Origin of the sequence: Burkholderia sp. SIMBA_051, assembly GCF_046534915.1 — a bacterium.
Taxonomy (GTDB): domain Bacteria; phylum Pseudomonadota; class Gammaproteobacteria; order Burkholderiales; family Burkholderiaceae; genus Burkholderia; species Burkholderia ambifaria.
On the sequence record NZ_JAWRXS010000011.1, the window covers coordinates 1 to 17,522 of the forward strand.

14 protein-coding genes are annotated in these 17,522 nt (G+C 63.5%); 8 read left to right on the plus strand and 6 right to left on the minus strand.

What is annotated here, in order from left to right; all coding sequences use genetic code 11:
- The first annotated feature begins 867 nt into the window (after nt 1–867).
- Together parA and SB771_RS25070 are read left to right on the plus strand one after the other, a co-directional pair.
- Entirely contained in the window at nt 868–1,530 is a 663-nt protein-coding gene (parA, locus tag SB771_RS25065; protein ID WP_006751663.1) for a ParA family partition ATPase, read from the plus strand.
- Between the two features lie 23 nt (nt 1,531–1,553).
- Nucleotides 1,554–2,615 (plus strand): ParB/RepB/Spo0J family partition protein, encoded by a 1,062-nt coding sequence (locus tag SB771_RS25070; protein WP_175659917.1) that lies wholly within the window; start codon nt 1,554–1,556, stop codon nt 2,613–2,615.
- A 90-nt stretch (nt 2,616–2,705) separates the two neighbouring features.
- On the opposite strand, the gene SB771_RS25075 is transcribed toward SB771_RS25070, so the two are convergent.
- A complete protein-coding gene (locus SB771_RS25075) occupies nt 2,706–4,070 on the minus strand; it encodes a replication initiation protein (protein ID WP_012365031.1) in 1,365 nt (454 codons plus the stop codon).
- Between the two features lie 1,824 nt (nt 4,071–5,894).
- On the opposite strand from SB771_RS25075, the gene SB771_RS25080 reads away from it, so the two are divergent.
- The gene (locus SB771_RS25080) at nt 5,895–7,076 is read left to right on the plus strand and encodes a DNA-binding protein (protein WP_011659904.1); all 1,182 of its coding nucleotides are present in this window, start codon (nt 5,895–5,897) and stop codon (nt 7,074–7,076) included.
- Nucleotides 7,077–7,218: 142 nt separating this feature from the next.
- Here the strand turns inward: SB771_RS25080 and SB771_RS25085 are convergent, their stop codons facing one another.
- The 3 genes from SB771_RS25085 to SB771_RS25095 form a co-directional block, all read right to left on the minus strand.
- Nucleotides 7,219–8,232, minus strand: coding sequence for a tyrosine-type recombinase/integrase (locus SB771_RS25085; protein ID WP_175659916.1), 1,014 nt, complete (start codon nt 8,230–8,232; stop codon nt 7,219–7,221).
- Between the two features lie 102 nt (nt 8,233–8,334).
- The gene (locus tag SB771_RS25090) at nt 8,335–8,712 is read right to left on the minus strand and encodes a DUF2471 family protein (protein WP_012365035.1); all 378 of its coding nucleotides are present in this window, start codon (nt 8,710–8,712) and stop codon (nt 8,335–8,337) included.
- 127 nt (nt 8,713–8,839) lie between these two features.
- Nucleotides 8,840–9,451, minus strand: coding sequence for a helix-turn-helix domain-containing protein (locus tag SB771_RS25095; protein ID WP_105832665.1), 612 nt, complete (start codon nt 9,449–9,451; stop codon nt 8,840–8,842).
- 161 nt (nt 9,452–9,612) lie between these two features.
- Between SB771_RS25095 and SB771_RS25100 the strand changes: the two genes are divergently transcribed.
- The 4 genes from SB771_RS25100 to SB771_RS25115 all read left to right on the plus strand — a co-directional run bounded on the left by SB771_RS25100 (nt 9,613) and on the right by SB771_RS25115 (nt 13,733).
- Nucleotides 9,613–10,812, plus strand: a complete 1,200-nt coding sequence (locus tag SB771_RS25100) for a glycine C-acetyltransferase (RefSeq protein ID WP_126226302.1) — start codon at nt 9,613–9,615, stop codon at nt 10,810–10,812.
- A gap of 13 nt (nt 10,813–10,825) precedes the next feature.
- Complete coding sequence (tdh, locus tag SB771_RS25105; protein ID WP_006751655.1) at nt 10,826–11,854, plus strand: L-threonine 3-dehydrogenase; 1,029 nt, start codon at nt 10,826–10,828, stop codon at nt 11,852–11,854.
- Between the two features lie 729 nt (nt 11,855–12,583).
- Complete coding sequence (locus SB771_RS25110) at nt 12,584–13,198, plus strand: TetR/AcrR family transcriptional regulator (RefSeq protein ID WP_175660152.1); 615 nt, start codon at nt 12,584–12,586, stop codon at nt 13,196–13,198.
- Nucleotides 13,199–13,253: 55 nt separating this feature from the next.
- Nucleotides 13,254–13,733, plus strand: coding sequence for a DUF1348 family protein (locus SB771_RS25115; RefSeq protein WP_175659915.1), 480 nt, complete (start codon nt 13,254–13,256; stop codon nt 13,731–13,733).
- 500 nt (nt 13,734–14,233) lie between these two features.
- Here the strand turns inward: SB771_RS25115 and SB771_RS25120 are convergent, their stop codons facing one another.
- Nucleotides 14,234–15,319 (minus strand): tartrate dehydrogenase, encoded by a 1,086-nt coding sequence (locus tag SB771_RS25120; protein WP_175659914.1) that lies wholly within the window; start codon nt 15,317–15,319, stop codon nt 14,234–14,236.
- A gap of 118 nt (nt 15,320–15,437) precedes the next feature.
- On the opposite strand from SB771_RS25120, the gene SB771_RS25125 reads away from it, so the two are divergent.
- Nucleotides 15,438–16,361, plus strand: a complete 924-nt coding sequence (locus SB771_RS25125; RefSeq protein ID WP_011659913.1) for a LysR substrate-binding domain-containing protein — start codon at nt 15,438–15,440, stop codon at nt 16,359–16,361.
- Between the two features lie 160 nt (nt 16,362–16,521).
- Here SB771_RS25125 and argC read toward each other — a convergent pair whose 3' ends face one another.
- On the minus strand, nt 16,522–17,469 hold the full coding sequence (argC, locus tag SB771_RS25130) for an N-acetyl-gamma-glutamyl-phosphate reductase (RefSeq protein ID WP_175659913.1): 948 nt from the start codon (nt 17,467–17,469) through the stop codon (nt 16,522–16,524).
- Nucleotides 17,470–17,522 lie beyond the last annotated feature (53 nt).

The window sequence follows — 17,522 nt, forward strand, 5'->3', positions numbered from 1 at the left end:
GATGCCCGTGATGCCCGTGATGCCCGTGATGCCCGTGATGCCCGTGATGCCCGTGATGCCCGTGATGCCCGTGATGCGTTTATGCGCATAAAGTGCATGGCGCGGAGCGATACGTGAGCCGTCTTCACGGGCAAATAGCGTGGGGGAATTGCACAACGCATCGCTATGGCGTACGCGGCCTACGACCCGGAGGACCGCTGTCCGGTTTATCTGTCGCTCGGTTTATGCGCATAAAGCCGTCGCTTCCCGGAGTGGGGCAGTCGACTGATATCGCAACTGGCTCCTGAAAATCTATACGTCGACTCATCAGCGAGCCGATACGCGATGGTGTTCGGGGCATCGTCGTGGGGCGACTTTTACGCATGCGAGCCGACGTGCGACCGCGAATGGTCGCAGATCCTCTCGATGGTTTATGCGCATAAAGGCCGGGGGCAATCAACGCGGTCTCGCTGCACATGACGCGTATCCCGTCGCCCTAAGCAACGCGCAGTTCATCGTTCGGGCTCGTGCTCAAAGCAAGGCCCCGAGTCGTACATGCTCTCCGCTGCGCGGAAGTTTATGCGCACAAACTCCGCCGCTGTCTCGGCAACGTCCTCCCTCAACAAGCGGAAGGGCAGGTCCTGACACATCTCAGCGATCGACATCTCGAACGCGATCCCGAAACATCAGCCTGCGCGAAGCTCGGTCCGCTCATCATCGATGCCCCGCAATCTCGCTTCTCACCACTGCCGCCGTCTGGGCACCCCCCTTCGTTTATGCGCATAAACCGATAGCCCGAATGGCCAATGCGTAGTTTGTGAACGACAATTTCATTGAAATATAAATATCGTCCTGTAGAATTCCAACGACCAAAAACAGGAGTGAAAATTGGCCGCGGAAATCATTGCAGTCACTCAACAAAAAGGTGGCGTCGGCAAAAGCACGATTGCCATGCATCTCGGCGCGGCATTCCATGAGAAAGGGAAGCGTGTCCTCGTCATCGACGCCGACGGTCAAAACACACTGATTCACTGGTCGAGCGCATCGGGTGACAGCGACGCCGGCATCCCTTTCCCGGTCGTCAACCTCGCCGAAGCCGGCGGCCAAATCCATCGCGAGATCAAGAAGTTCATCAACGACTACGACATCATCGTCGTCGATTGCCCGCCGTCGATCACCGAGAAGGTCTCCGGCGTCGTGCTCCTGGCCGCATCGATCGCCGTGATTCCGACTTCGTCGTCGCCGGCCGACTACTGGTCGAGCGTCGGGCTGGTCAAGCTGATCCAGCAGGCGCAGGTGATGAACGAAGACCTCCGCGCCGTCTTCCTGCTGAACAAGACCGAAGAGAAGCGCATGCTGACGCGCGAACTCAAGCGCGCGCTCGAGGAACTCGGCTTCCCGTTGTTGAAGACGCAAATCCCGACCCGGGAAGCGTACAAGCAAGCGATGGCGCTCGGTCAGACCGTGCTGCAGATGAACGACCGCGGCGCCAAGCTGGCCGCCGCGGAAATCCGCGCATGTGCCGACGAAATCGTCGCCATGCTGCCCTGACTTTATGCGCATAAAGGAGTCACATGAAGCCCTCCCAATTTGCAAAAGGATTCCAAGCGCGCCCGGATATCACGACGAGCGAGAAGCGCACGGCGCTTGATCGGCTCAATGCCATCGACGGCATCGTCAAGTCCGACACGGCCACGCCGGCCCCGACGAAGTCCGCCAAGAAGGACATCACGCCGCCGCCAGCTATTGAAGTCCTGCTCGATTCGTCGGTCGACGAATCGCCGCAATATCGCGCGTGGCGCCTCGAAAATCGCTATGCGCCCGGCCAGGTGATCGAGCTGCCGCTGAAGGCGATCAAGCATAGCCCGTTCAACCCGCGGCACTTCTATCTGAAATCGTCGATTGCCGAACTCGCGGTCAACCTCGCGAAGCAGGCGCAGCAGCAGGCGATCCACGTGATTCCGGACTACGACAATCCGGGTACGTATTTCGTCAGCGACGGCGGCCGTCGCGTGCGCGCGCTGAAGGAAGCGAACAAGGAGTCGGTGAAGGCGATCGTGATCGACGTGCCGATCGGGATCCAGAGCTACAAGCTCGGCTACGACCTGAACGTGCAACGCGATTCGCAGACGGTGTTCGACAACGCCGTCGTGTGGCGCCGCTTCCTCGACGACAAGCACTTCCAGAGTCAAAAGGAACTATCCGAACATCTCGGCCTCGACGAGTCGACGGTCGCGGTTGCGCTGTCGATCGGCAAGCTGCCGGAAACCGTGATGCAGGAGATGGTCGCGCGCCCCGATCGCTTCGGTTCGAACATGGCGTATCAGGTCGGCCGATATCACAATGCGCGCGGTACCGAGGCGACGCTGCGGCTCATCAACAAGATCGTGTCCGACGATCTCAGCACGCGCCAGGTATCGGACATCGTCAAGGGCCGCGTCGCGGCGCAGGAGACGCCGAAGCCGGCGGGCCGCCAGCGCTATGCGCAGCGTCTCGAGATCAAGCTCGGCGGCAAGTCGGTCGGCGACCTGAAGTCGTATGGCGAAGACCGCATCGAACTGCGCCTGCGCGGCCTCCCGAAAGACAAGCGCGACGCGATCCTCGAGCAGCTCGAGCGGATGCTGTTGTCGGAGTGAGGGAAACGGCCGGCAGGGCCTGGCGAGGCGCCGGGCCCGCCGGTTGGGCGGGTGGCCGGCGGCGGCCCGTCAGAGGGGCCTGAGCGGGCCTCAGGCGGCCCGTGATTGATTCAGGGTGAACGACAGCAGGTCGCCATCGGTCGGCTCGCCCCAGGTCTTCTGGGCCAGCCAGTCGAAAAACGCCGTCTCGGCCAGCTTCGAATCCAGGCCGCGCTTGCGCCAGTCATCACGCAGGTGGGAGCCCATCGTCGGCAACACTTCCGACTCGAACGACTCGCGCGCCACTTCGCGCTCCGCGTCGCCCTGCTCCTCGTACAGCACCTTCGCTTCCTTGCGGCGAAACGCCGAAAATTCGCTCAGCAGCCGCGCCTTCAGATCATCCGGCTGCGCCGCGACGGCCTTCGCTGCGGGCATGCCGGACGGCAGCGTGTCGACGGACTCGACCGGCGGCGCATAACCCTTCTTCAGCGCATCCTTGAACAACGCGGGCGCACTGCGAACCGGCGGCAGCGTCGTGCTGCGCATCCGCTGTTCGGTCATCTGCAGCGCGGCGCGAATCCGGTTTTCCTCGCTGTCCGCGTAGAGGGTCTGCGCTTCCTTGAGCGGAATCCCGAGCTTCACCATCCGGTCGACCAGCGTGCTGTCGAACACGTTCGGATGCTCGTCGAGCGCGAGCATCGGCTGCTTGCGCTCGGTCACGCGGAACTGGATCTCCGCGACCCGCCGCCCTTCACGATGCTCGATCAGCTCGACGAAGATGTTGGTGACCGCATTGACCTCGGCGATCGCCGGACGCAGATAGTCGCGCTTGAAGTACTTGTACTCGCGCTTCGCCTCGTCGCCGGCCTCCGTATCGGGGGTGCCCGACAGGATCGGCCGCCACCATTCCCACGGCTCGCGCATCGTCAGGTGGCTCGGGTTCGTCAGATAGCGCACGCAGATCTCGTAGAGCGCGAGACCGGCGCTGCTGCGCAGCTGGCTCTGGAACTGCAGGCTCAGACGCGCGTACTGGACCGGGTCGAGCAGCTTCTTCTTGATCTTCGGTGCGAACGAGAATTCGACCCACACGCGACGGGTGGCCGGATCCTCGAGAATTTCGGCATCGGCGATCAGCGTCGAAATCCCCCACTTGCGGCCCGGCTTCTGGCTCGACGTCCCCGTGCTCCATTCGACCTGGACCGACACCATGCGGCGCAGGTGTTCCTTCACCAGTGCGGTGTCGTTCGAATCGAAGGCGGAGTTGGCGACGATATCCGACAGCAGCGCGCGGTAGGTGTCGCCCGAGTCGTCGGCCTGCTGCGCGACGGCGAGCAGGACGTTGAACAGCTTGCGGGTCAGGAGGGTGATCTTGCCGCTTTTCGGCTGAATTGCGATCGCCTCGACGGCCTTACGCAATTCGGCTGAACTGGCACTCACCACATCCACATCGGTTTTCTTGGCGCGCTTCGTGGCCATGCGTCGGGTCGGAGGGAGAAGTTTCACGGAAGGATAGCGCCTGTGGTGATGTGCGTCCAGAACGACATGCTCACCATAGCCGGTGAAGTGCGCGTACAAACCGGCCCTCACCCCAACCCTCTCCCGAAAACCCTCACCGGTCCGGATTTACAGCGTTTCGGACTCGTCCAGACGTGTCGCGGGATGCGCGGACTCACAGATTTTTGCCTGTGCTCGACACGTGCGAAACTTGCTCCCGTATCGGCTCACCTTTCGATTTGTCGTAATTTTACGACTGCGCTTCCGGGTCCTCGTCACAGGGTCCCTACTGGATCTCACGGCTGCGCTCGGATGGGCCCGCACCGGCCTGTATGCATGTACAGGCATGGCTGACCGGGAGACCGCGAATTTCCTCGGTGATCCGGAAATCCGTGCCAAAAAGGCGCTCTGCCGCGTCGATCCCAGCCGTTTCGCAGGCCCGGGCGCGCATTGTACAGCGCACAGAAACCGTTCGGTCCCGAAAATTCTCACCTCACCGGCTCGGAATTCTGGGACCGGGATGCCGAAGAATCCCCGACACACGTGGGATCAGCCGCCAGGACCTCCCGAAAAGCCTCACCTTATTAAAAAAAGCGGCGCTCCAACGGATGCGAAAGCCGCTCCCGAAAAACCTCACCGTAACCGCCGCGGTATCAAAAATGTCAATGGCATCCGATACTTATGTGCGGCAAGCGTTCGGGTGGGCCCGGCGATCATCCCCCGAAAAACCTCACCTTTCCGGCATCCGGCCGAATGCGACAGCTGCCTGTCGGCTCCTGAAAATTCTCACCTGTGCCAAAAAGTGGCACAGCGAAAATCAGATTTCGGTCAGTCCGGGCGGGCTTTTCAGCGAATTTTCCCTGTGATGACCCCCGAAAAGCCTCACCTTTGACTAATTTTTAGGCAAATGCAGCTCCCGAAAATACTCACCCATATGGCGCATGGCGGCCCTGTGATTGATGCCCCGAAAAAGCTCACCTCAAGGGATCCGGCCAAGAAAACCCGGGTTTCGCTCCCGAAAAACCTCACCTTTGGGGCTTCACAGTTCCCACAGGGCACCTTTGCGGTGCAAAATGACGCTCGTTTCCCGGAAACCCTCACAGCAAAACCCTGTGGCGTCCCGTGAAACCTCACCTTTCACGAAAACTGCCCAAAAGATGGGCAGAATGAGGGCGCGAAGAAGGTCCTGCAAATTCTCACCTGTGTCTGCACAGGCAGAAAACTGTGCGCTTAGGAACAGCGCGGGTTCCGCGGCTGTGTGGCCCCGAAAAACCTCACCTTTGGGAAATCTCGTGTTTCACTGTGATCCCGAATCCGCTCACGACCTTTCCTGCATCGGCTCACGCAGCTCCCCGAACCCCATCACTTCAGCTCCCGCAGAAGATCACCTTGGCTCCCGTAAAACTTCACCTTGTCGGCCGGAAAGCCTTGTTACATAAGGCTGTGCCGTGGCGTTAACGTTTTTAACTAAGGGTTCAAGGGTGTTTACTTCTAATACTCTCAAGACATCGGTCGTCGAGTTTTCCACAGAGACCCCAAACCCTGAACACCGACGGGCTACGATGACGCTCTGCATGTGAAACAAATGCACTTTTTCGGGGTCTGCTCCAAAACGCTTTCAGTACAAGGACTTGGCCCGTTTTGTTCGCTTTGTTTCACGGAATTGGAGAGCTGCTTCGACCGAATCGGCTCACAGCCTCAGTTTCTGTGCACAGCGACGTAAATTCGCCACGGTCGACCAAAACAAGTATCAAAAAATACGTATTTCGTTATGATCGCAACATATGAATGTTTGTGAGCCCTGTCATGACGCTGGATGAAATGCGTGAAGCCATTCGGGAAGAACTGGAATCGCTGCGCGCGAGCGGCGCACGCCGCCAGGAGTTGTCGCTGCATGCGTGCAAACGACTGTTTTTCGATCTCGGCATCCGGCCGTCGGCCGCCAACGTCCGCGATCTGACCCAGACCGGCAGTGCCAGCGACATTCCGAAGGACATCGACCATTTCTGGGAACGAATCCGTACCGCATCGAAAGTCCGGCTCGACGGCGCGGCGATTCCGAAAGCGGTCGAGGAAAAGGCCGGCGCATTGCTCGGCGCACTATATGAAGAAGCATTAAAGGCGGCGAGGGAAAGTCTCGACGTCGACCGCGAACAGATTCGCGCCGGCGTGAGCGATGCGGAACAGCGGCTGCGCGACGCAGCTGTTCGCCAGGAAACACTCGAAGGCGCGCTGACGCGCAGTGAAACCCGCAACGACCAGCTGCAGGCGCGCGTGACCGAGCTCGAAGTGCAGCTGGCCTCGCAATCGACGCACGGTTCGGCAAATGAAGCGACGTTGCTCACCACGATCGCCCGCCTCGAAAAGGAACTGGCCGCGATGGCCGCCCGTGTCGACGCCGAGCAAACGCAGAACGCCGCGCTGCGCGATCGCATCGATACGCTGCAAGCGGAATTGCAGCAGCGCACCGAACACTATGCGCAGCAGATCAAGGATGCGGTGGCCGAAGCCGAGCGTCGCGTCAAACCGATGCTGGTCGAGCTGGACTCGTTGCGCAGCATGGCGGCGACCTACCAGAGCGGTTTGCGCGACGTGCAGCGCAAGGAATTCGATTTCCTTCAGCAATTGAGTTCGGCCAAGGCGCGTGCGGACCGGCTCGAGGAACAGTTGCGCAGCCAGGGCGATGAACTGGAACGCGCGACGCGCGACGCGAATAGGCTGCGCGCGAGCCAAGGGATGAATCCGGAAATCGCCGCGCTGATCCGGCGCCTGGCCAATGCGGGTCAACTGGATGCGGACGCGTATGCTGCGATCGGTACGTCGCTGGACCACGAAGTTCCGGTGCCGAGCCAGTGCCCGCGTTGCGACGGTGAACCGGAACTGGCGCAAGGCGATGACGGGTTCGAAGTTTCGTGCCCCGAATGCGAACATGCGTCGGGGCCGTGGCCTTCCCGATTTGAAGCGATCGCGCGTTTTGCACGCGACTGACGCGCCCCAGCCGGCACAGCAATCGCACAGGTGAGGTAATGCGGGATGCGTGAGGTGAGGTTTTTCGGGAGCTGTGAAACGGTGAGGCTACGCCGCACAAGGCTGCTCACGGATCATGTCGCGTGAGCAGCCGTGCTTGGCATCAGTGAGTTTCGTCGGGGACGTGCGCGTCACCGTTGGCGAGACCGTCGCGCCAGTTTTTCCATGCGCGATGCAGGCGGTTCGATGAGATCGGCCGCATGAAGCCGAGCCATTTGCCGACCCGCTCGGGCGGCACGTCGTGTTCGAACAGTTCGGCCGCATACGTGTTGCGCAGCGTTTGCGGGCTCGCGCGCGCGGTGCGCGACGACGTGAGCCCCGCCGATTCGACGATCGCATCGATCGCGCGCAGCATCGTCGCCTTGTGCATCGGCCGTCCGGTGTGCGACGCCGGAAACACGAGTTCGCCGGGTATCTCCTGACGCTTCCGCTCCACGAGCCACGCCTCGAGCAACGCGATCGCGAACGACGCCAGATGGGTTTCGCGCGCGAAATCCGGATGCGTCGACGGGATCTGCAGCGACGTTCCGCTCGTGTTGATGCAACTAATAGTAAGCGCCCGTGCTTCGCCGGTCTTCACGCCGGCGCCGAGAAACGCAGCGACGAGCGCGCGGTCGCGCCGCTCTTTCCAGTAGGCGGAGCCCGATACGCCGATCGGCGAAAACAGGTAAGCCAGCAACTTCGCGCGTTCGGCCGGTGTCAGGAAACCGGTCGGCTCGTTGTCGCGTGCCTGGCGCCAGTTCGCTTCGCCATCCTGAGCAATGAAGCGGGCCGGATTGGTGGACGCGAGCTCGGTGCGCCGGATGTGGTCGAGCACGCGCTCGATCAGCCGAAGATAGCGCATGCGCTGCGTTTTCCGGATAGGCAGCTCGCCGACGAAGTTCGCGATCGATGCGGTATCGACCGTCGCCAGGTTTTTCTGGTGGGCCCGCAGCCACGTGAGAAACGCGCCCCATTGGGCGCGATAGACGTCGGCTGACGAACGGCGGTAGTCCTGCATGGCAAGCCACGCGTCGAATGCGGTTTCGGGCGACACGATCCAGTCGGATGCGCCGCGGTCGAACAGATCCTTTTCTTCCGGGCGTGCAGGGGTGTCGGAGGGCGTGGGAAGGGACATGTTATTTATTCCGTTAGTTGCGTATATGCTAGCCCTTTGCGCAACATCGCGGGCAGCAGGATGCGAGAGCCGGCCGCCGTGTCGGAAGATCCGGGCGGGGCATCAGTCACCCCATGCCTTGGACGGACGTTGAACGCGCTCGCGGTGCGCGGCTTCCTGCGACCGCGCCGCAGCTTCATATGCGAGGACCGCGAACGAGAACACGGCGGGCAGCGCATTCGATCGGCCGAAGTCGATCGGATCGTCCGTTTCGGGAAAGGTCATGTCCGACGGCCGTTCGAACAGTTGACGCATGCCGGCGTCGTGCCGGCTGGCAAAGCCGAGATCGGCGAGTGCCTCGGCTTCGATGGCGTGCAGCAGACGCCACGACAGCGGGACGCGCTGACGGATATAGCGCTCGGCTATATGGCGGACGATCAGCTCGAGGTCGTGCGCGGCAGCCTTGAAGCTGAGCGCGGCCAAATCTTGTTCTTCTGTCATCGCAGGCTCCTGTCGACCGGAGCGGCGCCTCGGTGCGCCGACCCGGCCATGCATGGCGGAATGTTCGTATACTGTACAAACATACAGTATTTTCCGCAACTGGCCTTTCGGCCAGCTATCCGCATTTTCAGCGATGAATCACGATCAGTAATGCGCGCGCTTCGGCCTTGCCGGGGTTGCGGATCGCATGCGGCGTGTCGGCCGCGTAGCGGGCGGTGTCGCCCGCCTTCAGGCGCCGGCTCGCGGTCGCGGCTTCGATTTCCATCGCGCCGTGCAGCACGGTGAGGTGCTCGCGCGTGCCGGGTTCGTGCGCGTTCGATACGAGCGCGCCGCCACCCGGCAGCGTCAGTTCGTACCACTCGAACTTGCCGGCCAGGTCGATCGGGCCCCATACGCGCAACTGATAGCGGCCGTCGTGACCGGCGAGCGTCGGAATGTCGTGCGGGCCGTCCACGCGGATCGTCTCCGCCGCCTTCGGTTGCGAGAACAGTTCGTCGAGCGTGATGCCGAGCGCATTGGTGAGCCGCCACGCAACCGCGATCGTCGGATTGGCCTTGTCGCGCTCGATCTCGGAGAGCATCGACTTCGATACGCCGGCCGCGCGCGACAGGTCGTCGAGCGTCAGCTTGCGCTCGTTGCGCAGGCGCTGGATTTGCTCGCCGACCCGCGGCGGCGTCACGCCCGACGGTTGCGGTGCGGCGGCGGCAGGCGTGCGCCGCGACGCGGAGGAACTTGCCATTTGGTTTCCGTTCGCTTAGAGTTGTTCGGTATTTCGAATTCTAGTTCGGAATATTGGATAAATGCGGTCAACCGAACGACCGACTATAACAGTAGCAGGCCGTTGCGCCGCCGCCACGAGCGGGGCGCTGCGGAATGCGAATCCCTGTCAGGAGCTTTGCGATGCGTGATGCCTTTCTCGCCCAGGTGCGCGGGACGCTCGACCAGATCCGCGCGGACGGTTTTTACAAGACCGAGCGCGAGATCGCGAGTCCCCAGGCGGCGGCCGTGCGGCTGGCCGGCGGTGCCGGCGTGCTGAATTTCTGCGCGAACAACTATCTGGGCCTGGCGAACGATCCGCGCCTGATCGCCGCGGCGCAGGCCGGTCTCGAGCAGGACGGCTTCGGCATGGCATCGGTGCGCTTTATCTGCGGCACGCAAACCGTGCACAAGCAGCTCGAAAGCGCGCTGGCGTCGTTTCTCGGCACCGAGGACAGCATCCTCTATTCGAGCTGCTTCGATGCGAACGGCGGCCTGTTCGAGACGCTGCTCGACGAGAACGACGCGGTGATCAGCGACGAGCTGAACCACGCGAGCATCATCGACGGCATCCGCCTCTGCAAGGCGAAGCGTTTCCGCTACAAGAACAACGACCTGTCGGACCTCGAGGCGAAGCTCAAGGAAGCCGACGCTGCGGGCGCGCGCCATAAGCTGATCGCGACCGACGGCGTGTTCTCGATGGACGGCATCATTGCCGACCTGAAAGGCATTTGCGACCTCGCCGATCGTTATGGCGCACTCGTGATGGTCGACGATTCGCACGCGGTCGGCTTCATCGGCGCGCATGGCCGCGGCACGCCGGAGCACTGCGGCGTCGACGGGCGCGTCGACATCATCACCGGCACGCTCGGCAAGGCGCTGGGCGGCGCATCGGGCGGCTATGTCGCCGCGCGCCGCGAAGTGATCGAACTGCTGCGCCAGCGTTCGCGTCCGTACCTGTTCTCGAACACGCTGACGCCGAGCATCGCCGCGGCATCGCTGAAGGTGCTGGAGCTGCTCGGCAGCGACGAAGGCGCGAAGTTGCGCGAACGTGTGCGCGAGAACGGCGTGCGGTTCCGCGAGCAGATGACCGCCGCGGGCTTCACGCTCGTGCCGGGCGCCCATCCGATCATCCCGGTGATGCTCGGCGACGCGCAGCTCGCAACCAACATGGCCGACAAGTTGCTCGCCGAAGGCGTCTACGTGATCGGCTTCTCGTTCCCGGTCGTGCCGCGCGGCCGCGCGCGCATCCGCACGCAGATGAGCGCCGCGCATACCCCCGAACAGATCGATCAGACGGTCGCCGCGTTTGTGCGCGTCGGCAAGTCGCTCGGCATCATCTGACGGAGGCGCGACCATGAAAGCACTGGCAAAGCTCGAACGCGGCCCCGGCCTCACGCTCACGCGCGTGAAGCGCCCTGAAGTCGGACACAACGACGTGCTGATCAAGATTCACCGCACGGCGATCTGCGGCACCGACATCCATATCTGGAAGTGGGACGACTGGGCGCAGAAAACGATTCCCGTGCCGATGCACGTCGGTCACGAATACGTCGGCGAGATCGTCGAGATGGGGCAGGAAGTGCGCGGCTTCGCGATCGGCGATCGCGTGTCCGGCGAAGGCCACATCACGTGCGGCTTCTGCCGCAACTGTCGCGCGGGGCGACGGCATCTGTGCCGCAACACCGTCGGCGTCGGCGTGAACCGCGAGGGCGCGTTCGCCGAGTATCTGGCGATTCCCGCGTTCAACGCGTTCAAGATCCCGCCCGAGATTTCCGACGATCTCGCGTCGATCTTCGATCCGTTCGGCAACGCGACGCACACGGCGCTGTCGTTCAATCTCGTCGGCGAGGACGTGCTGATCACCGGCGCGGGCCCGATCGGCGTGATGGCCGCCGCGATCGCGAAGCATGTCGGCGCGCGCAACGTCGTGATCACCGACATCAACGACTATCGGCTCGAGCTCGCGCGCAAGATGGGTGCGACGCGCGCGGTGAACGTGTCACGCGAGTCGCTGCGCGACGTGATGGCCGACCTGCACATGACGGAAGGCTTCGACGTCGGCCTCGAGATGTCGGGCGTGCCGAGCGCGTTCACCAGCATGCTCGAGGCGATGAATCACGGCGGCAAGGTCGCGCTACTCGGCATTCCGCCCGCGCAGACGGCGATCGACTGGAACCAGGTGATCTTCAAGGGGCTCGAGATCAAGGGCATCTACGGTCGCGAGATGTTCGAGACCTGGTACAAGATGGTCGCGATGCTGCAAAGCGGCCTCGATCTGTCGCCGATCATCACGCATCGCTTTGCGGCCGACGATTACGAGAAAGGCTTCGCCGCGATGCTGTCCGGTGAAAGCGGCAAGGTGATTCTCGACTGGACGGTCTGAGTGCTGGCGGGGCAGCACGGCGCGTTTGCCGACTGCCCCGCCGGTACGCGCGTTTGCGGGGCCGCTCGGCTTCGATAAACTCGTAAGGTGAGATTATTCGGGAGCTGTGCGCGCGTGCCGAATGGCGGCTCGATCGCGCTTTGATGGCGCGTTTGGGCGCGCAATGCAGCGGTTGCGCGTTGCGCAATGCCTGCTGGCACACCCCTTCTCGTTTGCTGAACGACGGCGATCACGCTGCGATTCCGCCGGATGCATCGGTGACATGCAATCACGCATGCACCTCACCCATCAAGCCCCGCGCACCAGCCCATTCTTTGTCGCGTCGCCCGACGCGTGTTTTTCTTCCCGCCCTTCCGCTTTCTCTTGCCGTGCTTGAGTAGCGAGCCCTAGCCGCATCATCCGCTTGCGACGGTTTTGCTCTGTTCCCGCGGCGGCACATTGGCAGCACCTCACCGCACAGCGCGATCACGCCGCAGCGTCGATGCGTGAGGCGATCACTGACGTGCGAACTCACCCGTGAGCCTGCCGATCGACACCGAGCGGTGCGCTGCCAGCTATCGGATCCCTTCACCGTTCGACTATCGCGGTTCGAACGGCAGGCTCGACGCGACGACCGACCGCCACCCGCCACCCGCCACCCGCCACCCGCCACCCGCCACCCGCCAGCCGCCGCCAGGACCATTTCACACGGTTGTTGACGAGGGAGAACGATCGTTCAACCGTAAACCCATGAACACACATGATGACCTCTCCGGCGAACCGGCCGTTCGCGACCGGCTGCTCGACGCGGCCGAAGCGCTGATCTACTCGGGCGGCATTCACGCCACGGGTGTCGACGCGATCGTGAAGCGGTCCGGTGCCGCGCGAAAAAGCTTTTATTCGCATTTCGAATCGAAGGAGGCGCTGGTCGTCGCCGCGCTCGAGCGCCGTGACGAACGCTGGATGCGCTGGTTCGTCGATGCAACGCTCTCGCGCGGCAAGTCGCCGCGCGCGCACTTGCTCGGCATGTTCGATGTGCTGCGCGACTGGTTTGCGCAACCTGATTTTCACGGCTGCGCGTTCCTGAACGCATCCGGCGAGATTGCCGACGCCGACGATCCGGTGCGCGTCGTCGCGCGTATGCACAAGGCGCTCCTGCTGGCGTTCGTGCGCGAGCGGCTCGACGCGTATGCCGACGACGCCGGGATCGAGCGTCGCGGGCTGGCCCGCCTCGCGCGTCAATGGCTGGTGCTGATCGACGGCGCGATCGGCGTGGCGCTCGTCAGCGGCGATGTCACCGCCCCGCGCGATGCGCGCGCAACGGCAGAACTCTTGCTCGATACGGTGTCTCGAGCGTCGAAGTAGTGCGTCCCAAGCGGCTGCGTTCGTGCGCAGCCAGAACCTTGAACAGGAGCATTCCATGTCCGCTTCCCCGGAAGTTCGTCCCCCCGTTCCGCCGTTCACGCTCGACACGGCGCGCCAGAAAGTGCGCGCCGCCGAAGATGCGTGGAACACGCGCGACCCGCAGCGCGTCTCGCTCGCCTATACGCCGCAGAGCCGGTGGCGCAATCGTGCGGAGTTCGTGACGGGCCGCGACGAGATTGTCGGCCTGCTGCAGCGGAAATGGACGCGCGAGCTCGACTACCGATTGATCAAGGAGCTGTGGGCGTTCGGGGGAAATCGCATCGCCGTGCGATTCGCATACGAATGGCATGACGACGCGGGCAACTGGTTCCGATCATACGGGAACGAGAACTGGGAGTTCGACGAAAACGGATTGATGGCGCATCACCACGCGAGCATCAACGACCTGCCGATTCGCGAAGCGGATCGCCTGTACCACTGGCCGCTCGGGCGCCGTCCGGACGATCATCCCGGCCTGTCCGATCTCGGGCTGTGACGCGGCACGATGACGACGCGTGGACGTGCTCGATCACGCAGCGAGAACGTCCACGCATACTCAAAGGTGAGGAAATACGGGAGCCGCTTGTTGAGGTGAGTGTTTACGGGAGATGGAGCATTCTGTGCGGAACGGTGTGACTCTTCACGCTCTGCATCTCACCGATCAATCGTCTCAGGAAACGGCGCGAATGCGCCGATGGAAGTAACGCGCGCGCGCATCAACGTGCGTGCTCGGTTGCCGAGCGCACGCGAACCGCACGTGATTCGAACGCGGTATCCACGGCATCTTCGCAAAACGCACCGTGAGATTGAACCGGTGTGCATCGATGCGCGATGCAACTCACCGATTTGAAATCGACAACGACACACACGCACGCGCGTACGCATGAATGCAAACGCGCACATCGAAATAGACAAAGGTGCGCGGCAGTCAGTCGTGTTGCTCACCCTCGAACACGACATCCATCGACCACCTGGCGCACCCTTCACATCATTCCGTCAGCCGGCGATGCGCGCCGCGATCGCCTCACCGACTTCCTGCGTTCCTGCCTGGCCGCCCAGATCGCGCGTGCACGGCCCGGCGCGCAGCACGTCCTCGATCGCCGCGACGATCGCGTCGTGCGCTTCGCGCTCGCGCCCGGCGCCGTTGCCGAGGAAGTCGAGCATCAGCGCTGCCGACCAGATCATGGCAATCGGGTTCGCGATGTACTGGCCCGTGATGTCCGGCGCGGAACCGTGCACCGGTTCGAACAGCGACGGAAACGTGCGATCGGGGTTGAGGTTCGCCGACGGCGCGATGCCGATCGTGCCCGTACAGGCCGGCCCGAGGTCGGAAAGGATGTCGCCGAACAGGTTCGACGCGACGACAACGTCGAAGCGGTCGGGCTGCAGCACGAAGCGTGCACACAGGATGTCGATGTGCTGCTTGTCCACGGCGATCTCGGGATAACGCTCGCCCATTTCGGCCGCGCGCGCGTCCCACCACGGCATGCTGATCGCGATGCCGTTGCTCTTCGTCGCGACGGTCAGCCGCTTCGCGCGGCGCTGGGCGAGCTCGAACGCGAACTTCAGCACGCGCTCGGTGCCGTGGCGCGTGAAAATCGACTGCTGCATGACCACTTCGCGCTCGGTGCCTTCGAACATCGTGCCGCCGACCGACGAATATTCGCCCTCGGTGTTCTCGCGCACGATCATGAAATCGATGTCGCCCGCCTTGCGGCCGGCCAGCGGCGACGGCACGCCGTCGAACAGGCGCGCGGGCCGCAGGTTGATGTACTGGTCGAACTCGCGGCGGAACTTCAGCAGCGAACCCCACAGCGAAATGTGGTCGGGTACCGTCGCGGGCCAGCCGACCGCGCCGAACAGGATCGCGTCCATGCCCGACAGCTGCGCCTTCCAGTCGTCCGGCATCATCTTGCCGTGCTGCGCGTAGTAATCGCAGCTTGCCCAGTCGATCTGCTCGAACTGGAAGCGGATGCCGAAGCGCGCGGTTACGGCGTCGAGCGCGCGCAGGCCCTCGGGCATCACTTCACGGCCGATGCCGTCACCGGGGATGACGGCAATCCTGTACGTCCTGTCGCTCATGCAAGCCTCCTTGGCTGGTCGGGGCCGCCGGCAGCGTGCGCGGCGGAACATGACGCCATTTTATTTATTTCCAATCAGATTAGAATCACGTGAAAGGTTAATCGACTTTACACGAATCGTGAACAAATCGCCGAATCTCGACGACCTGCGCGTATTCAGCCTGGTCGTCCGCCTGACGAGCTTCAGCGCGGCCGCCGAGCAGCTCGCGGTGTCGCCCGCGTACGTGAGCAAGCGCATCGCGCTGCTCGAGGCGCAGCTCGGCACGCGCCTGCTGCATCGCTCGACGCGCCGCGTGACGGTCACGGAAGCCGGCGAACGCGTGTTCGCGCGTGCCGAGAAGATTCTCGACGACGTCGATCATCTCGTCGAGGATGTGTCGACCACGCGCACGGTGCCGCGCGGCACGCTGCGCATCTCGAGCAGCTTCGGCTTCGGCCGCCATGTCGTCGCGCCGGCGCTGCTCGACTTCTCCGCGCGCTATCCGCAGCTCAACGTGCGGCTCGATCTGTTCGACCGGCTCGTCGACGTCGCGGGCGAAGGCTACGACCTCGACGTGCGTATCGGCGACGAGATCGCCGATCACCTGATCGCGCGCCGCCTCGCCACCAACCATCGCGTGCTGTGCGCGTCGCCCGACTATCTCGCTCGGCGCGGCACGCCGCGCACGCTCGCGGATCTCGCGTCGCACGACTGTCTCGCAATCAAGGAGCGCGACCATCCGTTCGGCGTCTGGCGGTTGAACGTGCGCGGGGAAACGGCCACGGTGAAGGTCGGCGGCGCGCTGTCGACGAACCACGGCGAGGTGGCCGTGCAATGGGCGCTGGCCGGACGCGGGATCGTGCTGCGTTCGATCTGGGAAGCGGCGCCGCTGATCGAGCGCGGCGAGCTCTGTCGCGTGCTGCCGGACGCGATTCAGCCGGCGAACATCTGGGCCGTGTATCCGGAACGCGTTGCGGCGTCGGCGAAGGTGCGCGTGTGTGTCGATTTTCTGGTGGAGGCGCTCGCCGGGTTGAACGCCGCGGCGAGCGACGATGCGGGCTGAAATCGGCCAAAGGTGAGCTTTTACGGGGGCATGTGCAGCGCATCGGCAAGCGTCTGTTTACGGCATGCAGGCGCGTCGCGAGCCGCTGCGTTCCGCAGGCACCGACGCGTCGACGGCCGCGATGCGCCGGGCCGACCGACGATGGTGCCCCGTGCGCGGTTTATGCCGCTTTCGCCGCGCTCGCTGCACCGAGCATCAGGTCGAGATTCTGCACGGCCGCGCCAGATGCCCCTTTGCCGAGATTGTCGAACACGGCGGCCAGCAGCACCTGACCGTGCTCGGCATTGAAGAACACGCTGAGCCGCAGGTCGTTCGACCCGTTCAGCGCTTGCGGATCGAGATGCGTGATCGCGCGCGTGTCCGCGAGCGGCGTGACCTCGACGTGGCGCGCGCCGGCGTAATGGTGCGCGAGACACGCATGCAGCGCCTCACCGGTCACGCCGGCCGGGAGCAGGCGCAACTCGATCGGCACGGTCAGCACGATGCCCTGCCGATAGGCGCCGTATGCCGGCACGAACAGCGGACGATGCGCGAGCCCGGCATGCAGCTGGATCTCGGGCACATGCTTGTGCGCGAGCGCGAGGCCGTAGACCTGAAGCGGTTGCGCGCGTGCGGCGCCGTTCGATTCGAACGCGTCGACGGCGGCCCGCCCGCCGCCCGAGTAACCGGATACCGCGTGGATGCTCACCGGGTAATCGCGCGGCAGCAGGCCCGCCTGTTGCAGCGGCCGAAGGAGACCGACCGCGCCGGTCGGATAGCAGCCCGGATTGGTGACGCGCCGCGCGTGCGCGATTGTCTGCGCGTGTCCGTCGACCATCTCGGGAAAACCGTAGACCCAATCCGGTTCGGTGCGATGGGCCGAACTCGCGTCGATCACGCGTACCTCCGGATTCCGGATGAAGCCGACCGCTTCGCGCGCCGCGGCGTCGGGCAGGCACAGAATCGCGATGTCGGATGCGTTGATGGCTTCGGCGCGACGTGCGGGGTCCTTGCGTTCGGCATCCGGCAGCGTGACGAGCTGCAAGTCGGTGCGATCCCGCAGGCGCTCGTGGATCTGCAATCCGGTCGTACCTTGGTCGCCGTCGATGTAGACAATGGGGAGGCTCATGATGGTCGCGTTCCTCGTTTCGGGCATCGGGAAAGCCGTATCGTCCATCGAAC

Bases quoted from the DNA above. Each gene is read 5' to 3' on its own strand.
- SB771_RS25115 (WP_175659915.1), top strand. From the start codon at position 13,254: ATGTCCGCTTCCCCGGAAGTTCGTCCCCCCGTTCCGCCGTTCACGCTC.
- SB771_RS25085 (WP_175659916.1), bottom strand. From the start codon at position 8,232: ATGTCCCTTCCCACGCCCTCCGACACCCCTGCACGCCCGGAAGAAAAG.
- SB771_RS25080 (WP_011659904.1), top strand. From the start codon at position 5,895: ATGACGCTGGATGAAATGCGTGAAGCCATTCGGGAAGAACTGGAATCG.
- SB771_RS25075 (WP_012365031.1), bottom strand. From the start codon at position 4,070: ATGGCCACGAAGCGCGCCAAGAAAACCGATGTGGATGTGGTGAGTGCC.
- SB771_RS25095 (WP_105832665.1), bottom strand. From the start codon at position 9,451: ATGGCAAGTTCCTCCGCGTCGCGGCGCACGCCTGCCGCCGCCGCACCG.
- SB771_RS25110 (WP_175660152.1), top strand. From the start codon at position 12,584: ATGAACACACATGATGACCTCTCCGGCGAACCGGCCGTTCGCGACCGG.
- SB771_RS25070 (WP_175659917.1), top strand. From the start codon at position 1,554: ATGAAGCCCTCCCAATTTGCAAAAGGATTCCAAGCGCGCCCGGATATC.
- SB771_RS25120 (WP_175659914.1), bottom strand. From the start codon at position 15,319: ATGAGCGACAGGACGTACAGGATTGCCGTCATCCCCGGTGACGGCATC.
- SB771_RS25100 (WP_126226302.1), top strand. From the start codon at position 9,613: ATGCGTGATGCCTTTCTCGCCCAGGTGCGCGGGACGCTCGACCAGATC.
- argC (WP_175659913.1), bottom strand. From the start codon at position 17,469: ATGAGCCTCCCCATTGTCTACATCGACGGCGACCAAGGTACGACCGGA.
- SB771_RS25090 (WP_012365035.1), bottom strand. From the start codon at position 8,712: ATGACAGAAGAACAAGATTTGGCCGCGCTCAGCTTCAAGGCTGCCGCG.
- tdh (WP_006751655.1), top strand. From the start codon at position 10,826: ATGAAAGCACTGGCAAAGCTCGAACGCGGCCCCGGCCTCACGCTCACG.